The organism is Acidisarcina sp. (assembly GCA_035539175.1).
In the GTDB taxonomy this organism is placed as follows: domain Bacteria; phylum Acidobacteriota; class Terriglobia; order Terriglobales; family Acidobacteriaceae; genus JANXZS01.
On the sequence record DATLIY010000011.1, the window covers coordinates 103862 to 119723 of the forward strand.

Consider the following 15862-nt stretch of genomic DNA (forward strand, 5'->3'; position numbering starts at 1 on the left):
CGCAAACTTCTAATTATAGAATCCCGGGTTCAGAACTGGCTCTTAGTACAATGAATCAAAGGAAAACGACATCTATGATTCGTAAGACCCGTCTGTTTACGCCTGGTCCGACCCCTCTGCTTCCTGCTGCACAGTTCGCTATGGCAGCGGCCGATATTCACCATCGCACGCCAGAGTTTCGCACCCTGTATCAGAGGGTGCTTGAACAGTTGAAGGTTTTCGTCGGGACAAAGAACGATGTGCTGCTTCTTTCGGCCTCGGGTACGGGCGCAATGGAGGCCTCAGTTTCCAATCTGACGTCGCCGGGCGATCGCGTGCTGGTGCTCTCCGCAGGTAAGTTTGGCGAGCGCTGGAGCGATCTGACGAAGGCATTCGGCTGCGTCGTCGATGTGGTGAAGGCTCCTTATGGAGAGACCTTTTCGCTGGACGAGGTTCGCAAGGCTCTGAAGCCCGATACGCGTGCCGTATACATGCAGGCGACGGAGACCTCTACCGCCGTGAGGCATCCGGTGCAGGGCGTCGCGGAGCTGCTGAAGGACGCAAAGAGCGAGGCGCTGCTGGTGGTGGATGCTATCACCGGGCTGGGCACTACGCACTTCGATGTGGATGCCTGGGGCGTCGATGTGCTGATTGGCGGCTCGCAAAAAGCAGTGATGATTCCGCCGGGGCTGTCGTATCTGAGCGTGAGCGACCGTGCCTGGAAGGCGATGGACTCCTCGCGGAATCCGCGCTATTACTTCGATCTGCGCAAGGAGCGGAAGAACGCGCAGAAGGGCGAATCCGCCTACACTCCCGCGGTGGCGTTGATTGCCGCGCTGGGCGCGTCGTTTGACTGGATTGCCGCGCAAGGTGGCGGCGATCTGGAGAAGGGACGCATCCTGCTGGTGGAGAATGCGGAGACATGCGCAGCGATGACGCGCGCGGCAGTGGAAGCGATGGGGTTGAAGCTGTTTGCCCCCAGCTCTCCAGCCGCGGCTGTAACCGCGGTGCTGCCGCCGGAGGGCGTCGATTCGGGCTCGATCATCAAGGAGTTGAAGAGCCGTTTTGCCGCGGTCATCACCAATGGACAGGGCGAGATGAAGGGCAAGATCTTCCGCATTGCGCATCTCGGATTCTTCGACTACATGGACACCATCTCGCTCGTCGGGGCATTGGAACAGGTGGCTGTCGATCCTCTCAAACTGCCGGGATTTGAATTTGGCAAGGCGCTTGTTGCCGCGCAGAAGGTGTACGCCTCGCGCAAGTAGCCATGGTTGAAGCTGCGGACGGCGAAAAGCTGTCCGCAGCTTCAGCAACAGGCAGTTCGTCCGCGGTTCTTGTTTTGGTCATCAGACGCAGCTAAGAAAGCATAGGGAGACAAATGAAGATTGTTCTGGCGGAAAAGGTTTCATCCGCAACGGTGGACGTGTTCGCCGCTGAAGCTGGCTGGCAGGTTGTGACTCACGATCAGATTCAGAACGGACTGGCGGCGGAGATCGCCGACGCCGATGCGCTGGTTGTTCGTTCGGCGGTGCAGGTGGATGATGCGCTGATGGCAGCCGCACCCAAGCTTCGCGTGATTGGACGCGCGGGCGTGGGAGTAGACAATATCGATGCCGAAGCGGCCACCCGGCGCGGCATCATTGTGATGAACACTCCGGGCGCGAATGCGGTTGCTGTGGCGGAGTTGACGATTGGCCTGATGCTGGCGCTGGGACGCAAGCTGCCGCAGGCGAACTCGAGCATGCACGCCGGCAAGTGGGAAAAGAAGTCGTTGCAGGGCGTGGAGCTTCGCGGCAAGAAGCTGGGCATTCTCGGGCTGGGCCGGATCGGTCTGGAAGTAGCGCGGCGGGCTCGCGTGTTTGGCATGGAGATCATCGGCCACGATCCTTACGTGTCGGCTGCGATTGCGCGGGAAAATGGAATCCGCCTGGCGACGGCTGAAGAGATGTTTCGCGAGGTGGACTACCTGACGCTCCATGTCGGGCTGACGCCGCAGACAACCGGCATTATCAATCAGAAGACGCTGGCCACGATGAAGAAGGGCGTGCGGATCATCAACTGCGCGCGCGGCGAGCTGGTGGTGGAAGCCGATCTGGCCGAGGCACTGAAGAGCGGCCATGTGGCAGGCGCAGCTCTGGATGTCTTCACGAAGGAACCGCTGAAGGATTCGCCTTTCTTCGCGCTGGACAACGTTATTCTGACGCCGCACGTCGCCGGTTCCACGGCGGAGGCGCAGGAGGCGGTCGGGGTGCAGATCGCGCTGCAGGTGCGGGAGTATCTCAAGTTTGGTGTGGTGCAGAACGCGGTGAACATGACGTCGCTCACCCACGAGGAGTATCAGCAGCTTGCTCCTTACATGAACGTGGCGGAGCGGCTGGGCCAGTTCCTCGCCGAGTCGGTCGCCGGCAACCTGGAGAGCATCCACTTGACCTATACAGGCAGGTTGGCGGATGCCAAGACGGAGCTGGTCCGCAACAGCGCAATCAAGGGCGTGCTGGGGCATTCCGAGTCGGTGAATCGCATTAATGCGGCGAGCGTGGCGGAGGAGCGCGGCATCCGGATTCACGAGGAGAAGGAAGAGGCTGTCTCCGGTGGCGCGGGTTCGGTGTTGACGATCGAATTGCATGCGCGGAGCGGTGAATCGAAGGCGAGCGCCACGGTGCTGCACGGCAAGTATCCGCGCCTGCTTTCCTGCGACGGCATCGATGTTGAGGCCCCACTCGAAGGCACGCTGATCTATATGCGAAATCGCGACGTGCCCGGCGTAATCGGAAGAATCGGAACGATTCTGGGCGAGCACAAGGTGAATATCGCGAACTTTGCTCTGGGCCGCTCCGAGAAATCTGCCGATGGCAAGCCGGTGATCGCGCTTGCGGTGGTGCAGGTGGATGGACCGGTAACGCAGGCGTTGCTGGATGCGTTGCTGGCGGTGGACGCAATCACAGAGGCGCGCTTTGTACGGCTGGGCGACGCATAATGCGCGCCCGGCTACAATAGAAGTAGACCAATATCTGGTCGCCAGGAGTTTCACGTTGCCGCTTTATGAATACCGCTGCAAGAGTTGCGGTCACCAATTCGAGAAGATTCAATCCTTCAGTGCGCCCTATGTGAAGGTTTGTCCGGTATGCAAGGGCGAGGTGGAGCGGCTCATCTCCGCTCCCGCTATACGCTTCAAGGGATCGGGCTTTTACGAGACGGACTACCACAGCAAGACGAGGAACGAATCACACACTTCCTCTCCGAGCCCTGCGGCAACGCCGTCCTCTTCTGCCGCGAGTGATGCGAGTAGCGCAAAACCCGCAGCACCAGGGACGACCAGTTCGTCCAATACGCCTTCCGGCAATAGCTGAGCTGTTCGGAGGATTCAGGGCGCTCGCCAGGTGGGCGCCTGAATCATCTGCGGCGCTATTTGGATTTTTTAGAGGGGACCTTTGCCCCGGCGCGGCGCGCCTCCGACAGGCCGATGGCGATAGCCTGTTTGCGACTTGTCACCTTCTTTCCGCTACGGCCTGACTTCAGCTTGCCTTGCTTCATGGCCTTCATCTCACGTTCGACGCTGGCAGAGGCTTTAGGGCCATACTTCCTGGTAGAGGCTTTCTTTTTCGTGGAAGCTTTCTTCGTAGTGGAAGCTTTCTTTTTGGTGGAGGCTTTCTTCGCGGTGGATGACTTCTTGGCGGTAGATGACTTCTTCTTCGTGCTCTTCGCAGAACTCCGCTTCTTTGTAGTTGCCATGTAGTTTCTCCCCGACTATATGGGAAGCGCAGGGTGCAGCGAAGGTTGTGCAGTGGGAGCAGCGAGCGGGGTTGGAAGGAAGTGAGCCGCAGCGCTTCTATGTCAGGGAAGCGTGGTGGATCTGGCTTCAGTCCACCACGGGACCGGGATTACTTGCGGCCTGCGGGAATTGGATCTGCTCCTGCTGTCGCCGGTTGAATCTCGTCTACATCGACCCATTGCGTGGGATAGACGCCGGTGTAGCATGCCGTGCAGTAGTGATTGCCTTCGCCGCCGTTGCAGGCGTGCTCCAGCCCTTCGAGCGAGAGGTAGGCCAGGGAATCCGCCTCAATAAACTGCCGAATCTCCTCAACGGTGTTATTGGCAGCGATCAGGTCCTTCTTGCTGGGCGTGTCCACGCCATAGAAGCATGGCGAGATGGTGGGAGGGCAACTGATGCGCAGGTGAACCTCTTTTGCTCCCGCGGCGCGGACCATGCGCACGATCTTGCGGCTGGTCGTCCCGCGAATGATGGAGTCATCGACGAGGATGATGCGCTTGCCTTCGAGCAGATTGCGAACCGGGTTGAGCTTAAGCTTGACGCCGAAGTCGCGGACGCGCTGCTCCGGTTCAATGAACGTACGCCCCACATAGTGATTACGGATGAGCCCGAAGCGGAAGGGAATGCCGCTTTCGGCTGCGTATCCAATGGCGGCGGTGACGCCGGAGTCAGGGACGGGGACGACGAGATCGGCAGGTACGCCGGATTCGCGTGAGAGCTGACGCCCCATCTCTTCGCGGCTGTCCTGCACCCAGCGGCCGAAGATGCGGCTATCCGGGCGTGCGAAGTAAACGTGCTCAAAGATGCAACTGGCCTGCGGAGTGCCGGTGGAGTATTGCCGCGAGGTAATTCCATCGCGGGTCACCATGATGAGCTCGCCGGGTTTGACCTCGCGCTCATACTGGGCACGCAGCAGATCGAGCGCGCAGGTCTCCGAGGCAAAGACGATCGTATCCGGGCCTTCAGGATTGCTGATGCGCCCCATGGAGAGCGGGCGGAAGCCATACGGATCGCGGGCGGCGAAGATCCGGTCGCGCGTCATCATGACGATGGAGAAGGCTCCATCCACTTGCCTTAAGGAGTCGGCAATTGCGTCTACGAGGGTATCTTCCGCGGAGTGCGCGATGAGCTGCACGATAATTTCTGAGTCGCTGGTGGTCTGGAAGAAGGCGCCCTCCCGCTCCAGGCGGGTGCGGACCTTTCCAAGATTCACCAGGTTGCCATTGTGCGCGATGGCAATCAGGCCCTTGGTGGAGTCAACGCGAATTGGCTGGGCATTCAGCAGAGCCGAATCGCCGGTGGTGGAGTAGCGCGTGTGGCCGATGGCCATTTCACCAGGAAGCTTGGCCAGCACATCTTCCGTGAAGATTTCGGCGACAAGTCCCATGCCCTTGATGTTGGAGAGATTGGTGTAGTCGGCGGTGGCAATTCCCGCAGACTCCTGCCCACGATGTTGCAGTGCATACAATGCGAGGTAAGCCTGGCGGGCGGCGTCCGGGTGGCCATGGATGGCGACAACGCCGCACTCTTCGCGCAGCTTATCGAAGTGCAGATCCGACGGATTCTCTTGCTCGTCGGCGAACTTGTCGATGGCAGACTCGATCATCGTCGGTATCAGCTCCTCAGCATTGCATCGGGAGTTTCAGCTCCCTGGGCGTTGTGTACAGCATGGATTCGAGCGCGCCAGCCCAGAGCTGGCGGAGATCGGCGACCGCTTCCGACACGGCAACCTGGCCGTTCCAGCGAATCTCCAGTTTGCGAGCCGCGGTTACGCCAAGGGAAGTTATGGCACAGCCGGATTTGGCGGCGATTGCTCGTACCTTCTCTACGTCATTTGTTGCGCAAGTCACGATGACCCGGGTCGCTCCCTCTTCGAAGAGAGTGCAGAGCGGAGTTGCCTCGCCGGGTTCGGTGAGCGTGATCATGGCTCCCACATTCTTTCCAAAGCATGCTTCAGCCAGGGCCACGGCAATTCCACCTTCGGAAATATCGCGGGCGGAGTGGAGGACACTCTCTTCAGCCAGAGCGATGAGGCACTTCTGGAGTGCCGCTTCGTGGGTAAGATCGAGAGACGGCGGAGTTCCCCATAGCGCGCCGATGATGGTCTTGGCGTACTCGGAGGAGCCGAACTCGCGCAGCAGATTCGTTTTGGGAGCAGCGGGCGCGGAGAGCAGCAGCACCGCATCGCCAGCTTGTAGAAAGTCTGCCGGCATGGCCTTCGATACGTCCTCGATGATTCCAACGACTCCGAGCACGGGCGTGGGATAGATGCCTTCGCCGCGGGTCTCGTTATAGAGGCTCACGTTTCCGCCGGTGATCGGCGTACCGAGCGCAATACATGCTTCGCTGATGCCGTCGATGGCGGCGGAGAGCTGCGCCATGATCTCCGGCTTCTCGGGGTTTCCGAAGTTCAGGCAGTTTGTAGCAGCGACGGGCACAGATCCTGTGCAGGCCACTTTGCGGGAACTCTCGGCGACTGCGTGCATCGCGCCGAGCCGCGGATCCAGATATGCCCAGCGGCCGTTGCCGTCGAGTGCCATGGCCAGTGCGCGCCTGGTTCCCTTGATGCGCATGACTCCGGCTTCCTGCCCGGGACCCTCCACCGTGTTGGTCTGCACCATGGAGTCGTACTGCTCATGCACCCAGCGCTTGGAGCAGATGTTGGCCGAGGCGAGCAGGGTCTTCAGATCGGCTGCGTAGTCGCGGGGCTTGTTGATCTCCGCGAGAACCGAGGCTGGAGGATCGAGCGGAACGGGAGCCTTCCAGGTACCGACGGGGCGGTGATAGAGCGGGGCATCGTCGGTGAGCGAGGTGTTCGGAATATCGGCAACCAGAGCGCCGTGATGGCGGATGCGAAGGCGATTCTCGCCAATCACCTCGCCGACAATCACGCCATCGAGTCCCCACTTCTCAAAGACGCTGAGAACCTCCTGCTCGCGGCCCTTTTCAGCAACCAGCAGCATGCGCTCCTGGCTCTCGCTCAGCATGATTTCATAGGCGGTCATGCCGGTGGCGCGCTGGGGTACAAGATCAAGCTCGACGTCGACGCCGACGCCTCCGCGTGCGCCCATCTCGCAGGTGGAGCAGGTGAGGCCGGCAGCGCCCATATCCTGGATGCCGACGATTGCGCCGGTCTGCATGGCCTCAAGGCAGGCTTCCAGCAGCAGCTTCTCCATAAATGGATCGCCGACCTGCACATTCGGGCGCTTCTGTTCCGAGCCTTCCTTGAACTCTTCGCTGGCCATGGTGGCGCCATGGATGCCGTCGCGGCCTGTCTTGGCGCCGACGTAGATGACCGGATTGCCAATGCCGCTGGCCTTGCCGTAGAAGATCTCCTCGCGCCGCACCATGCCGAGAGCGAAGGCATTGACCAGCGGATTGCCGGCGTAGCAGCTTTCAAACTTGGTTTCGCCGCCGAGGTTAGGCACGCCGAAGCAATTGCCGTAGGAGGCGACACCGCTGACCACTCCTTCGACGATGGAGTGATCCTTGCGGATGAGTTCGTCGGGAGTGTCGTCGTTCTTCTCGCGGGAGAGTGGGCCGAAGCGGAGCGAATCCATCACGGCCAGCGGTCGTGCGCCCATGGTAAAGATGTCGCGAAGGATGCCGCCGACTCCGGTGGTCGCTCCCTGGAACGGCTCGATATAGGAGGGATGGTTGTGCGACTCAATCTTGAAGGCGCAGGCCCAGCCATCTCCGACATCGATGATTCCGGCGTTTTCCCCTGGTCCCTGAACAACGCGGTCGCTCCTGGTGGGGAGCCGCTTGAGGTGAACCCGCGAGGACTTGTAGGAGCAATGCTCGCTCCACATGACGCTGTAAATGCCGAGTTCGGTCAGGCTTGGGGTGCGGCCCAGTGCAGAGAGGATGCGCTGATACTCCTCCGGCGTGATGCCGTGCTGGGCAAGAAGTTCAGGGGTCACTGAGGTGGACTCAGGGACCAAAGCTGAGGAATCAGGTTTCATGATGGTTAAAAGTTTATTGTCGCATGCCAGCTGGCGCTCGTGCGCGGTAAGACGCAGGCGGCAGAGGAAGTGTTATCCGAGAGAGGCTGGCAAGGTCTGACGAATGTGGTGGATATGCTCTGGAGTGGTGCGGCAGCAGCCGCCGACGGCTTGCGCCCCGGCAGCGTACCAGGCGGCTGCCTGGGCGGCAAAATCGCCAGGGTCCGAGCTTCCCCGCCACGCTCGATGGCTGGCATCCCAGATCTCGCCGGAGTTGGGGTAGACCACAATCGGTTTCCTGGTGGCTGGCCGCAGCTCTCCGAGGAGAGGAAGGATGAGGGCCGGTGCGGTGCAGTTGATCCCAATGGCGACAACCTGGGGGTGTCCATCGAGCAGCCTGCCGCAGTCGCTGAGCCGCTCACCGTGGGCGATGTGGGCCTGGTCCGTGCAGGTGAAGCTTAGCCAGGCGGCGACACCAGGATGACTCTCGAGCGCGATAAGAATGGCTCCGGCTTCGTCGAGGGATGGGATGGTCTCAAACGCGAGGAAATCGGCGTTGGTCCCGGCAAGGATCGCGATGCGCTGCGCATGGAACTGGACGAGCTGGTCGAAGGAGATGGCGTAGTTGCCGTGATACTCTGCGCCATTGTGGAGGATGGCTCCGTAGGGACCGAGAGAGGCGCCGATCCAGACGTGGCGTGGAGAAAGGGATCGATACCAGGTGCGAGCGGACTCCGCCACGGAGACGGAGCGGCGCAAGGCGGCTGCGGCTGCCTCGGGTGGCAGCCCCTGTTCGGCATATCCCTCAATGGAGACTTGGTAGCTGGCGGTGAGCAGGCAGTCGGCTCCGGCCTGAAGATAGCTGCGGTGGACCTCCTCAATAGAGGCGGGCGAGTCTTCCAGCACGCGTGCCGACCATATTCCGCTGGACAGATCGCAGCCCCGGCGCTCCAGCTCCGTTGCCATAGCGCCATCGATGACGCGGAGCCCATCCAGGTTGAGTTCTTCACGCGGCGTCATACGGAGATTCTATCCACAGAAAGGCTGCGGGTTGAGAGAAGGGGGGCGCGCGAGGCTCTATACATATGGGGTTGTGGAGCTGGAAGGTGCGTAAAAGTTTGGGATAGAGGATGTCTGGCAAGGTGGCCACGCTATGTTTGTACCGCCTTTTCCGCCGAGATGGGGGAGAGAAGCCGAATTGGTGCTGGCCGGGCGGTAAGACGTGGAGGCTTTCTGATACACTCAGGTGTAGCCCGCAGGCATGCAGAAGGCATCTACCAGGGCGCCTTCGTCTGGGGTTCCTGTCAACAAGGTTCGGGGAGTGGCTCAGCCTGGTAGAGCACCTGGTTCGGGACCAGGGGGTCGGAGGTTCAAATCCTCTCTCCCCGACCATTCTTTCTCATTCAAAACAAATCAGTTAAGCCACTTCGACAAAGAACGTCCTGTTCTTCCGTTGTCTTAGTTTCACGTTTGCCAGCAAAAGGATGATGGGCTATTCTTTCGTTACTCGAAAATCAACGAAAGGATACCGTGTCAGAGACCGATCCGTCCGCCCGACCAGGCCGCTATATCGTTAAGCAGTTTGAGGGCGAGACTGTTCGAGCTTTCATGCCTCCACCGTTGCCGCCTGTGCCGCCGGTGGATCTGGCGCGGTTTCAGATCCTGCTGGAACAGGGCAATCAGGCCATCGGCCGGCTCGACGGTCTGGCCTCGCTCCTTCCCGACCTATCGCTGCTCCTTTATACATATGTTCGCAAGGAGGCCGTGCTCTCCTCTCAGATCGAAGGCACGCAGTCTTCGCTTTCTGATCTCCTGCTTTACGAGAACGATGAGGCGCCGGGAGTGCCCGTAGAGGATGTGCAGGAGGTCTCGAACTATGTCGCGGCCATGAATCACGGTCTGGAGCGAATGCGTTCGGGCTTTCCGTTGAGTCTTAGGCTGATTCGGGAGATTCACGAGATTCTGCTCTCCAAAGGAAGAGGCAGCGGCAAGCAGCCGGGCGAGTTTCGCCGCAGCCAAAATTGGATTGGCGGCAGCCGCCCAGGGAATGCGGTCTTCGTACCGCCTCCTCCGGAACTTCTGAATGAGTGCCTCAGCCAATTGGAGCTATTCCTGCATGACGAGCACACGGGCTTGCCCTTGCTGATTCGAGCGGGCCTGGTGCATGTGCAATTTGAGACAATTCACCCGTTTCTGGACGGCAACGGACGGCTTGGGCGGCTGCTCATTACGTTCCTGCTTTGCGCAGAGAGTGCGCTACGGGAGCCGATCCTCTACCTTAGCCTTTATTTCAAAACCAATCGTGCGGGGTACTATGAATTGCTCGACCGCGTACGAACCAAGGGCGATTGGGAAGCCTGGCTTGATTTCTTCCTGACTGGCGTGCGCGACACCGCCGACCAGGCAGCCAACGCGGCGCGCGAAATTCTGAATCTTTTCAACCGCGATCAGAAAAAGATCGAGACGCTCGGCAGGCCCGCCGCCTCCGTACTGCGCGTGTTCCAGCACATGCAGCGAAACCCAATCATCGCGATTCCATCGACGGCGAAGCGGATTGGTATCTCCGCTCCGACGGTTGCGAAGTCGCTAGGCCACATGATCGACCTCGGCATCCTCGAAGAGACCACTGGCCGCGAGCGGCATCGCCTTTTCGTCTACCGTCGATACTTGGACATCCTCAACGAAGGAACGGAGCCGTTGCGGTGAAACGAGGAACTGGAGACTGAACCAGCATCCGGGTATCCATATCGCGCGGGCAGCAAACTGCTCCTACCGGTGGAAGTCACGGATTCAGATTCCATTGTTGCCAGCAGAAACCCCTCTACAATCAATTTTCTTCGAGGACAATTGCGGGCTGGCCTATCGATTTTCGGACGACCGTGAGTGGGTGGCTACGGGCGCGAATCAAAGCGCGTGGCGATGACGTCGGTCTGTCCGATGACGCTGTTGGTGAAGGAGGTCGCGTTCAACAGAACCTCGAAGTTGGACAGGCTTCCATCGCTTCTTCTTGCCTTGGCGATGATGGGAGCCATCTTCGTGTCGTTGAAGAGAAAGGCGACGGTCGCCTCGACTCCGACTTGAGAGGTCCCCTCGATGAGAAGCACCTTGCCATTGCTATCCAGGTTGTCCGTAACAGCGATGTAGCCGAAAACCTTTTGCGAGTCGGTGGTGTAAACGGAGAGCTCCCCAGAGAGAGGCTTGCGGTTTTCGATGTACATGGAGCTTTGCCCCTCGCCGCTATAGTGAACGTGAAAGTTCAGGCGGACGTCGAACAGCTCATCCCATGGGTTGTAGACCGGGGCTCCGGAGAGAATGACGTTTGCATTGCGAAAGTCCTCGGGCCGGAGGCCGCGGGGAAACTTGATCTGGTAGTTCTCGCGACGAAAACGAGGGACCTCCGCAAGGCGGTCTGTAAGCTGCAGGTCCGTCATGGCGATATAACGGCGGCTGGCGAGAGGGGCTCCGGCGAATTCCGGGGACTGTGCCTTAGGGGAGTAAAGATATCTGCCGCCGATGTAGTCGGAGAGATGGACCTCGTGAGTGGAGTGAGCCTGATTGTTGAAAATGTTTAGGCCGGCGTCGCCAGGGACGAAGAGGACGGTCTGTCCGGGGGAGAACATCTCACGCCATAGGGGATCGGTGGCGGATGAGTGGAGATGCCTGAAGGATAGAAGAGACTGGAGAGCAAGGACAAGCGCGGCTCCCATGATGATGAGTGCGCAGTAAAGCCAAGCTCGCCGGATCTTCTTTTCAGGGAAAAGAGCGCTGGAGGGGATGCTGTGGGAGACTGTGCCCTCCTGAGAGAGCGGGTACGGAGGGCGCAGGGGGGCGATCTCCAAATCCTGTGAGTGGGACTCGCGGGTCTGGACGAAGGTCGGCAGATATCCTCCGCGGGGCACCTCGATGCGGAGATCGTCAGTTGTTCCTTCCTCCTGATAGTAGAGAGCGAGGCGCTGGCGAAGCTGCCGGGCAGTTGTGCGCACGATGTTATCTTCCGCAGCGTTGTAGCCGGGTGCCCGTCCAAATACATGAGTTCCAATCTGCTGTTCGGTGATCTCTTCGGTTCGATTCTCAATCGTACTTCGGACGATGTAGATAAGAAACGCACTCAATCGCCCTGACTTCGCGAAGTTTCGGCTCGCAATGATCCGTTCTGCTGCCGCCCAGCGAGGATCGGAGATCGTAGCCGATGGGAGATCCTGAAGTTCTTCTCTCTGTTCCAAAAATGGCATGAATCCAACTCTCCCCAACCATAGCAATGAAGTATGTCGAAACGATGAACTGTTTCTTTTTCGTTAACAAAGCCTGCTTACAAAGGTTTTACGTATGTAACCTCCTGTGAACCACCTCACGGGTGGCAGCTTTACGGGCGAAGATGTCTCGGTACTCAGCTTCAATCAAGCAAGACCGGCGATCACTCCCGATTGCCGGGTTCTATACACGCGAAATTCCAGGGGAGGATGTATTGTCGGTAAAGCGGTTTCTTCGAAGCTCTCATTCGGTTATTCGGGAAGCGTCACCAACACCACAATTGAGAAACAGGCGGGGACGATTTGTTTCCCTGCTTGCTCTTCTTCTGCTGGTTATCTTCCATATGGCAGGGTTTGCGCAGCAGGGTTCGAATGCAGGGCTTACCGGCATGGTCACGGACCGATCCGGCAGCGGTGTGGGCAATGCGCACGTTGTGGCGGCCAACCATGAGACCGGCGTCATCTACACGGCTAAAGCCACCGAGGCTGGAGTCTACACCATCCCCTCGCTGCCTCCCGGCGTCTATGATGTCTCGGCCACTCATGAGGGCTATAACAAGGCGGTCGTCAAGGACATCACTTCTTACGTAGGGCAACTGATCACGGTGAACCTGAACCTTGACATTGCATCCACCTCGGACACCGTAACAGTGTCGAGTGACGCGCAACTTCTCGAAACGGGTTCACCGCAGATTGACTACATCATCGGCAAGAAGGAGATGGAAGACTGGCCGCTCATCGCTACCTCAGATGGTGAGCGCGACGTCTCTCAATTCCTCTATAACAACTTGCCCGGCGCGACCGGGGTCTCATTCACCGGTTCGATCAACGGTGGGCAGACGAGGTCGAACGAGATCTATTTGGAAGGAGTGCCGCTGGGCACGATGGACACTGCCGAGGAGGGCATCAGTGTCGATGCCGTTCGCGAGCTCAACCTGCAGGTTGGGGTCATGAATGCGCAATACAACGGCGGCGGTACAGCAGTGACCAACCTCGCCGTCAAGTCAGGTACCAACCAGATCCACGGCTCGCTTATCGCCATTCTGCAAAACGAGGACATGAATGCGAACAGCTACGCCGCAAAGCAGGCAGGTCGCGAGCGTGCGCAGGACCGGTTCACGACCTACGGCGGCACAGTGGGCGGCCCCGTGTATACTCCCAAAATATACGGCGGCAGAAACAAGAGTTTCTTTTTCTTCGACTTTGAGCGGGACCAGATTAAGAACCTTGGGTACGGCGGAGCGAATGCTACTCTTCCCACCCAGGCGATGCTGGGCGGGGACTTCTCGGCGTGGCTGAGTCCGGCATTGACCCTCGACTCGCGCTCGGGCACGACCGTCACCCAGGACATCCTGGGCCGCCCAGTCGTCTTCGGGCAGATCTACGACCCAGCAACGACTCGCATCCTCAAGACTGGGCAGATTGACACGGTAACCGGGCTAAAGTCCACAGGCAATGGCTTCGTCCGCGATCCCTTCCCTGGCAACAAGATCAGTCCGTCCCGCTTCGATCCTGTGGCAGCAAACCTGCTGAAGCTGAACTGGCCCAAGAATTACCTGAGCAGTCAGGTTGTGGGCAACATTCCCACCTTGGCCAAGACGCTCCCGCTGCTAGTGCAGAAGTTCTACACGATCAAGTTCGATCAGGTTCTGACGGCGAATCAGAGGCTCTCCATTCTGTTCGACGACAACCAGCGCAGCAATATTAACGGCGGAACATATTGGTCTCTGCCCAGCGACAAAAACATCCTCGACGTGGCCTACAATCAGGCCTTCCATACGCAGATCACTCGCGTGAACCACTACTGGACGCTCTCTCCGACGATCTCGAACCACGTTGGTGCCGGCTACTTCCGCATTCCCATCTCGTTCAACAGCGTGGATCAGCGGAACTGGGCCTCTCAGCTCGGTATACCGAACTTCAGCGGAATGGGCTTCCCCACGTTCGATTTTACGGGTAGCACTTCTCTCGGCGGAGGAACGAAGACGCTGGGTGTTGCCGGCTCGTACCAGGGCCAACTACGCTCCAACTCTGACTTCATGGTGATTGATCAGGTGTACGTTAGCCGTGGAGCTCATCAGATGCAGGGGGGCTTTGAAGGCCGCTTCTACCTGAGCAACTGGACCAACGGCAATGCTCCGGGCACCTACCAATTCAGCAGCGCGATGACCGACGACGGTACCTCGACCGCCAGCTACGCGGGTAATTCATTCGCCAGTCTGCTGCTCGGGCAGGTGAACTCCCTGTCCAGTACCGTATACGCTGGTACGCAGCACTACCGCCGCCGCCAAGCCGGAGTCTACTTTCAGGACGACTGGAAGGCAGCCCGAAACTTCACCTTGAATCTCGGCCTTCGCTGGGAATTCATCGGCAAGCTATACGAGACCAATGGGCAATGGAGTGGCGTTGACCTGACCATTCCCAACCCCGCAGCCGCCGGTCTGCCGGGAGCCCTCGTCTTCGCCAGCCAGCTTGGCAAGAAAAGCTTTGAGAATCCCGACTGGCGGGTCTTCCTTCCTCGCGTCGGGTTCGCGTACAACCCTGATCCACGAATCGTCTTCCGCGGGGGCTTTGGCATCAACTCTCAGGCGCCGGTCTATAGCGCTGAGCCTTTCCAGGGCCAAACACTACCGCCTACTACGGGCTACTCTGCGTCGATCGCGGTTGACGCAACGCACAACCCGCAGCCGTACGCCGGCATGGCGGTGGCGAAGCTCAGTGACCCGTATCCGGCTCCTACAACGTCCTTGCCGAACTACAACCCGGCACAGCTAAACCTGCAGAGTGTCACGGTGAATAATCCAGCCGGCTCGAAGCCCCTGACCTACGCGAGCTATACGATGGGAATCCAGGTGGACATGGGCCGAGGCGTCATCGCCCAAATCAATTACGTTGGCAACGTGGCCCGCAGAATCCGTCAGGCCGCGCTGACGCAGATGAACCAGCTCCCTCTCAGCGCTCTGCAAACCTATGGTGATGCGTTGTTGGACAACATCAAGATTCACCCGGAGATTCCCAAGCCCTATCCGACTTTCGCCGGGACGGTGCGCCAAGCTCTTGCGCCCTATCCGCAGTTTGCGGGAGGCGGTGTCTCCTTGTTTGATCCTGGCGCCGGCTGGTCCCGTTACGATGCGATGCAGGTGACGCTTACGAAGCGGGTGAACTCCGGACTCTCCATCTTCGCAACGTACTCCTGGTCGAAGACCCTGACCAATACCAACGGCGGATTGCAGGATGTGTCCAACAAGCAGGCCGCCAAGGCTGAGGCGTCCTTCATCCACGTCCCGCAGATGTTCAAGCTCACGGCTATCTATGATTTGCCGATCGGGAAGGGTAAGCTGCTGAACGTACACGGCCCGCTCGACTGGATCGCTGGTGGCTGGAAGCTCTCCGGCAATGGCATCTACCAGTCGGGCGACACCCTCACCATCACGGACAGCTTCGTAAGCAACGGCATTTTCGCGACCACCCGGCCCAACTTCACAGGCCAGGCCGTCCGACTCAACCAGAAGGGCTTCATCGATACGGTTCACAACCGGGGCCCGGTCTATCTCAATCCGGCTGCGTTCACTCATGTCCCATATACCTCAAACAACAAGGTGGCCCTGACGACAGGCAACGTCCCCTCGGTTCTTCCGGGAATCCAGGGGCCCGGTTATGCATACGAGAACATGGGACTCCAGAAAGCATTCAGCTTTGGCGAGACCCGCAGCTTTTCGCTGCGTGTCGTCGCGGCCAACGCCCTCAACCGTGCCGGACTCGGCGATCCTGTGACTGATATCAACAACGCAAATTTCGGACGCATTCTGAGCACACAGGCGGCCACGCGTCAGAACTTCACTCCACGTACTGTGCAGGTTGAGGCGCACCTAACCTTCTAACTCCGGCCACGCGCGTCGAGCGCTGAGTCTGGC

Annotated in this window: 10 protein-coding genes and 1 tRNA gene; 6 read left to right on the forward strand and 5 right to left on the reverse strand. The window is 59.3% G+C overall.

All coding sequences use genetic code 11. The annotated features are described in order from the left end of the window. Positions 1-74 precede the first annotated feature (74 nt). From VM554_14775 to VM554_14785, 3 genes are all read left to right on the forward strand, one after another. The gene (locus tag VM554_14775; protein ID HVJ09639.1) at positions 75-1247 is read left to right on the forward strand and encodes an alanine--glyoxylate aminotransferase family protein; all 1173 of its coding nucleotides are present in this window, start codon (positions 75-77) and stop codon (positions 1245-1247) included. 113 nt (positions 1248-1360) lie between these two features. Beyond that, complete coding sequence (gene serA / locus VM554_14780) at positions 1361-2959, forward strand: phosphoglycerate dehydrogenase (GenBank protein HVJ09640.1); 1599 nt, start codon at positions 1361-1363, stop codon at positions 2957-2959. 55 nt (positions 2960-3014) lie between these two features. Next, entirely contained in the window at positions 3015-3332 is a 318-nt protein-coding gene (locus VM554_14785) for a zinc ribbon domain-containing protein (GenBank protein ID HVJ09641.1), read from the forward strand. Positions 3333-3387: 55 nt separating this feature from the next. Here VM554_14785 and VM554_14790 read toward each other — a convergent pair whose 3' ends face one another. From VM554_14790 to mmuM, 4 genes are all read right to left on the reverse strand, one after another. Then, a complete protein-coding gene (locus VM554_14790; protein HVJ09642.1) occupies positions 3388-3714 on the reverse strand; it encodes a DUF6496 domain-containing protein in 327 nt (108 codons plus the stop codon). A 149-nt stretch (positions 3715-3863) separates the two neighbouring features. Beyond that, the gene (purF, locus tag VM554_14795) at positions 3864-5360 is read right to left on the reverse strand and encodes an amidophosphoribosyltransferase (protein ID HVJ09643.1); all 1497 of its coding nucleotides are present in this window, start codon (positions 5358-5360) and stop codon (positions 3864-3866) included. A 16-nt stretch (positions 5361-5376) separates the two neighbouring features. Next, positions 5377-7677 (reverse strand): phosphoribosylformylglycinamidine synthase subunit PurL, encoded by a 2301-nt coding sequence (gene purL, locus VM554_14800; GenBank protein HVJ09644.1) that lies wholly within the window; start codon positions 7675-7677, stop codon positions 5377-5379. Between the two features lie 114 nt (positions 7678-7791). Then, positions 7792-8718, reverse strand: a complete 927-nt coding sequence (mmuM, locus tag VM554_14805; protein ID HVJ09645.1) for a homocysteine S-methyltransferase — start codon at positions 8716-8718, stop codon at positions 7792-7794. Between the two features lie 295 nt (positions 8719-9013). Between mmuM and VM554_14810 the strand changes: the two genes are divergently transcribed. After that, positions 9014-9090 (forward strand) — tRNA-Pro (locus tag VM554_14810). A gap of 138 nt (positions 9091-9228) precedes the next feature. After that, entirely contained in the window at positions 9229-10404 is a 1176-nt protein-coding gene (locus VM554_14815; GenBank protein ID HVJ09646.1) for a Fic family protein, read from the forward strand. 185 nt (positions 10405-10589) lie between these two features. Here VM554_14815 and VM554_14820 read toward each other — a convergent pair whose 3' ends face one another. Further along, complete coding sequence (locus VM554_14820; protein ID HVJ09647.1) at positions 10590-11930, reverse strand: hypothetical protein; 1341 nt, start codon at positions 11928-11930, stop codon at positions 10590-10592. A 362-nt stretch (positions 11931-12292) separates the two neighbouring features. Between VM554_14820 and VM554_14825 the strand changes: the two genes are divergently transcribed. Then, on the forward strand, positions 12293-15829 hold the full coding sequence (locus tag VM554_14825) for a TonB-dependent receptor (GenBank protein HVJ09648.1): 3537 nt from the start codon (positions 12293-12295) through the stop codon (positions 15827-15829). Positions 15830-15862 lie beyond the last annotated feature (33 nt).

What these genes read in the sequence shown, in the direction of transcription:
- serA (HVJ09640.1), top strand. Translation starts at nt 1,361, where the DNA reads ATGAAGATTGTTCTGGCGGAAAAGGTTTCATCCGCAACGGTGGACGTG.
- mmuM (HVJ09645.1), bottom strand. Translation starts at nt 8,718, where the DNA reads ATGACGCCGCGTGAAGAACTCAACCTGGATGGGCTCCGCGTCATCGAT.
- VM554_14775 (HVJ09639.1), top strand. Translation starts at nt 75, where the DNA reads ATGATTCGTAAGACCCGTCTGTTTACGCCTGGTCCGACCCCTCTGCTT.
- VM554_14820 (HVJ09647.1), bottom strand. Translation starts at nt 11,930, where the DNA reads ATGCCATTTTTGGAACAGAGAGAAGAACTTCAGGATCTCCCATCGGCT.
- purF (HVJ09643.1), bottom strand. Translation starts at nt 5,360, where the DNA reads ATGATCGAGTCTGCCATCGACAAGTTCGCCGACGAGCAAGAGAATCCG.
- VM554_14790 (HVJ09642.1), bottom strand. Translation starts at nt 3,714, where the DNA reads ATGGCAACTACAAAGAAGCGGAGTTCTGCGAAGAGCACGAAGAAGAAG.
- VM554_14825 (HVJ09648.1), top strand. Translation starts at nt 12,293, where the DNA reads ATGGCAGGGTTTGCGCAGCAGGGTTCGAATGCAGGGCTTACCGGCATG.